At 68.1% G+C, this 2,601-nt stretch carries 2 protein-coding genes and 1 pseudogene; 2 read left to right on the forward strand and 1 reads right to left on the reverse strand.

Annotated elements, in window-relative coordinates; all coding sequences use genetic code 11:
• The first annotated feature begins 73 nt into the window (after positions 1–73).
• Together arsM and AB8Z36_RS36815 are read left to right on the forward strand one after the other, a co-directional pair.
• Complete coding sequence (gene arsM, locus AB8Z36_RS36810; RefSeq protein WP_369217738.1) at positions 74–961, forward strand: arsenite methyltransferase; 888 nt, start codon at positions 74–76, stop codon at positions 959–961.
• A gap of 104 nt (positions 962–1,065) precedes the next feature.
• Positions 1,066–1,220: pseudogene (locus AB8Z36_RS36815) on the forward strand (IS5/IS1182 family transposase); the annotation flags it as partial.
• Between the two features lie 72 nt (positions 1,221–1,292).
• Here the strand turns inward: AB8Z36_RS36815 and AB8Z36_RS36820 are convergent.
• The gene (locus tag AB8Z36_RS36820) at positions 1,293–2,438 is read right to left on the reverse strand and encodes an SMI1/KNR4 family protein (protein ID WP_369217739.1); all 1,146 of its coding nucleotides are present in this window, start codon (positions 2,436–2,438) and stop codon (positions 1,293–1,295) included.
• Between the last annotated feature and the right edge of the window lie 163 nt (positions 2,439–2,601).

Below are 2,601 nucleotides of genomic sequence, written 5' to 3' on the forward strand. Positions count from 1 at the left end.
CGCAAGCTTGCATCGAGAAGCATCAATACAGCCCGTCCCGGGCCCCGCCCCAGCACATCGAGGAGTCATCGCCATGACCGAGCCGAGCACCGACCTGCGTGAGACCGTCCGCCAGCGCTATGCCGCAGCCGCCGTGCAGGTCACCGAGGGCGGCGCTGCCTGTTGCGGCCCCGAGGCCATCGAGATCGACGACAACTTCGGCTCCACCCTCTACGCCGCCGACGAGCGCGACGCCCTGCCCGCCGAAGCCGTCGCAGCCTCGCTCGGCTGCGGCAACCCGACCGCGGTGGCCGACCTTGACGAGGGCGAGCGCGTCCTGGACCTCGGCTCCGGCGGCGGCATCGACGTCCTGCTCTCCGCTCGTCGCGTCGGCCCGACCGGTAAGGCGTACGGGCTCGACATGACCGAGGAGATGCTCGCCCTCGCACTCGCGAATCAGCGGAAGGCCGGAGCCACCAACGTCGAGTTCCTCAAGGGCACCATCGAGGCGATCCCGCTGCCCGCGAACACCATCGATGTTGTCATCTCCAACTGCGTCATCAACCTGTCCACCGACAAGCCCGCCGTCTTCGCCGAGATGATCCGGGTCCTGAAGCCGGGCGGCCGTATCGGCATCTCGGACGTCGTCGCCGATGACGAACTCACCCCCGAGCAGCGCGCCGAGCGCGGCGACTACGTCGGCTGCATCGCCGGTGCCCTCTCCTTCGCCGAGTACCGCCAGGGCCTCGAAGTCGCCGGGTTCACCAACATCGAACTCCGCCCCACGCACGCGGTCGCCGACGGCATGCACTCCGCCATCGTCCGTGCCACCAAGCCCGCCACCGGCAACAAAGCCGAGATGGGCGGGGGCGGCGACTCCTGCTGCGGTGTCACTGCCTGCTGCACCCCCAGCGAACAGGCCGACGACCCGGACAAGACCGTCGTCGAAGCGAAGAGCGCATCCGGCTGCAACTGCGGCTGACGGCATGACGGCATGACGGCATGACGGCATGACGGTTCGACGCCTGACCTCCAGGGTGGCTCGGGGGAGTGGTCGCCAAGCAGGCGGGCAGCTGAGCAAGCGCCAGGACCCTCAACCAGGCGCTGGCCGCAGCACGGGCGCCCGTTGAACGCGGTGTCGCGAGCCTGAGGTCCTGGCGGATCCTCCGCAGGTCCCGGTGCAGCCCTCACCGCATGACTCAGTGGTCAAGGTCAGCCTCACGCTGGAGCGGCAGCGCTGAAAATCCTTAGTGAGCGCTTCGTCCGGGGATAACCCAACATGAAGCGCTCACGCGGAACCGAAACCCCCGGGGTCAGTCGTGATCTCCGCTGTACTGGGCCGCGTACCAACTGGAGTCGATGGCGGAGTTCCGCAGCGCCCCCCAGAATCGGTCGTCGGGTATCGGTGGCAGGGGTTGATCGCCCAGGTCCGCATGCAGGTCCGCACGCCAGTCGAGAGTGAAGTGACTCCGGGTCTCCGCGCTCTCGCACACGGACCTGTACGGGGACCCCCAGATCCCGAGAGCTACTTTCTCCGCGGCCCACCTGCGCGTGTGGTCTCGGCCGGTGTCGGCCTGTGCGAGCACCGCGCGGAGCCGCAAAGCGAGCGGGCCGGTCTGGTCCGGCTGTGGCGGGGCCGCACCGCGCTCCCACGTATCCAGGGCTGCCTTGACCTCCGGGTAGTTGTTCAGGCCCGTCTCGACCGCCAGTCTGCGCAGCTGCTTCCGCGCGGCCTCGACCACCTGCTCATACGGCAGGGTCGCGATCAGTGCACCGAGTTCCTCATGTCCGTCCAGGTGGCTCACGTGGAGGAGGTCGGTGGGGCTGTAGGACAGGTCCAGTTCCGGCAGCTGCGCATCCGGGGTGGGAAGGGGCTCGTCGGCACTGTACTGCGGCCTGGCAGGCAGACGTGTCTCCCAAAACAAGCGGCCGTTGAAGGTGACGACACCAGCGTGCTGGCCGCGCTCAAGCGTGTCGGCCAGTTCGGCCAGATACTCACCCAGTGAGTCGGCCTGCCCGAAGCTGGTGCCGATCTCGTCGAAGAACCGTCCGATCGCACCGAAGGAGCCCCTGCCGGTACGGCAATCCATCAGAAGGCCGTCCGACGTCACGTCGTAAGAACCGAACTTCACGTAATCATCAAGCCAGTAGTCCTCGGTCTCCCCGTCGAGGCCCTGGTCGATACCGCGCATGAACCCGGTGTCCCCAAGTATTCCGCTCACTCCGAGAAGCCGGTCGCCCGTGCTGAAGCGGAAGGCCTCGGGCCCCTCCAGCGCCCCATTGTGCCGGAGGAGGGAAGCGACCAGGTCCGGAGGGAAGGTGACCCCCAGTTCCTGTTGCGCCGCTGCGATCTCCTCGCTGCCCGCAGGCGGCCGAAGCGTGGCAAACGTACGGGGCGCGTGCTCGCGCAGCCACGCGTCGATGCGGGTCCATGAGTCCTGGACCAGGTGTGATGTCATAGCGCCGACCTTAGAACCAGCGGCTGACAACAGCTTGATCGTCGCACACCGGCCTAGCCACCGCCGCCAGCCACCGCACCATCTCGGCCCCCCGGTCCGCCGTGACGCCCTCCCGGACCGCCACCGAACCGCTGCCACGGACCCCGGCTGCACGGCCGCGAAG

The sequence above is a fragment of the Streptomyces flavofungini genome, from assembly GCF_041028215.1.
Taxonomy (GTDB): domain Bacteria; phylum Actinomycetota; class Actinomycetes; order Streptomycetales; family Streptomycetaceae; genus Streptomyces; species Streptomyces flavofungini_B.

What these genes read in the sequence shown, in the direction of transcription:
- AB8Z36_RS36820 (WP_369217739.1), bottom strand. Translation starts at nt 2,438, where the DNA reads ATGACATCACACCTGGTCCAGGACTCATGGACCCGCATCGACGCGTGG.
- arsM (WP_369217738.1), top strand. Translation starts at nt 74, where the DNA reads ATGACCGAGCCGAGCACCGACCTGCGTGAGACCGTCCGCCAGCGCTAT.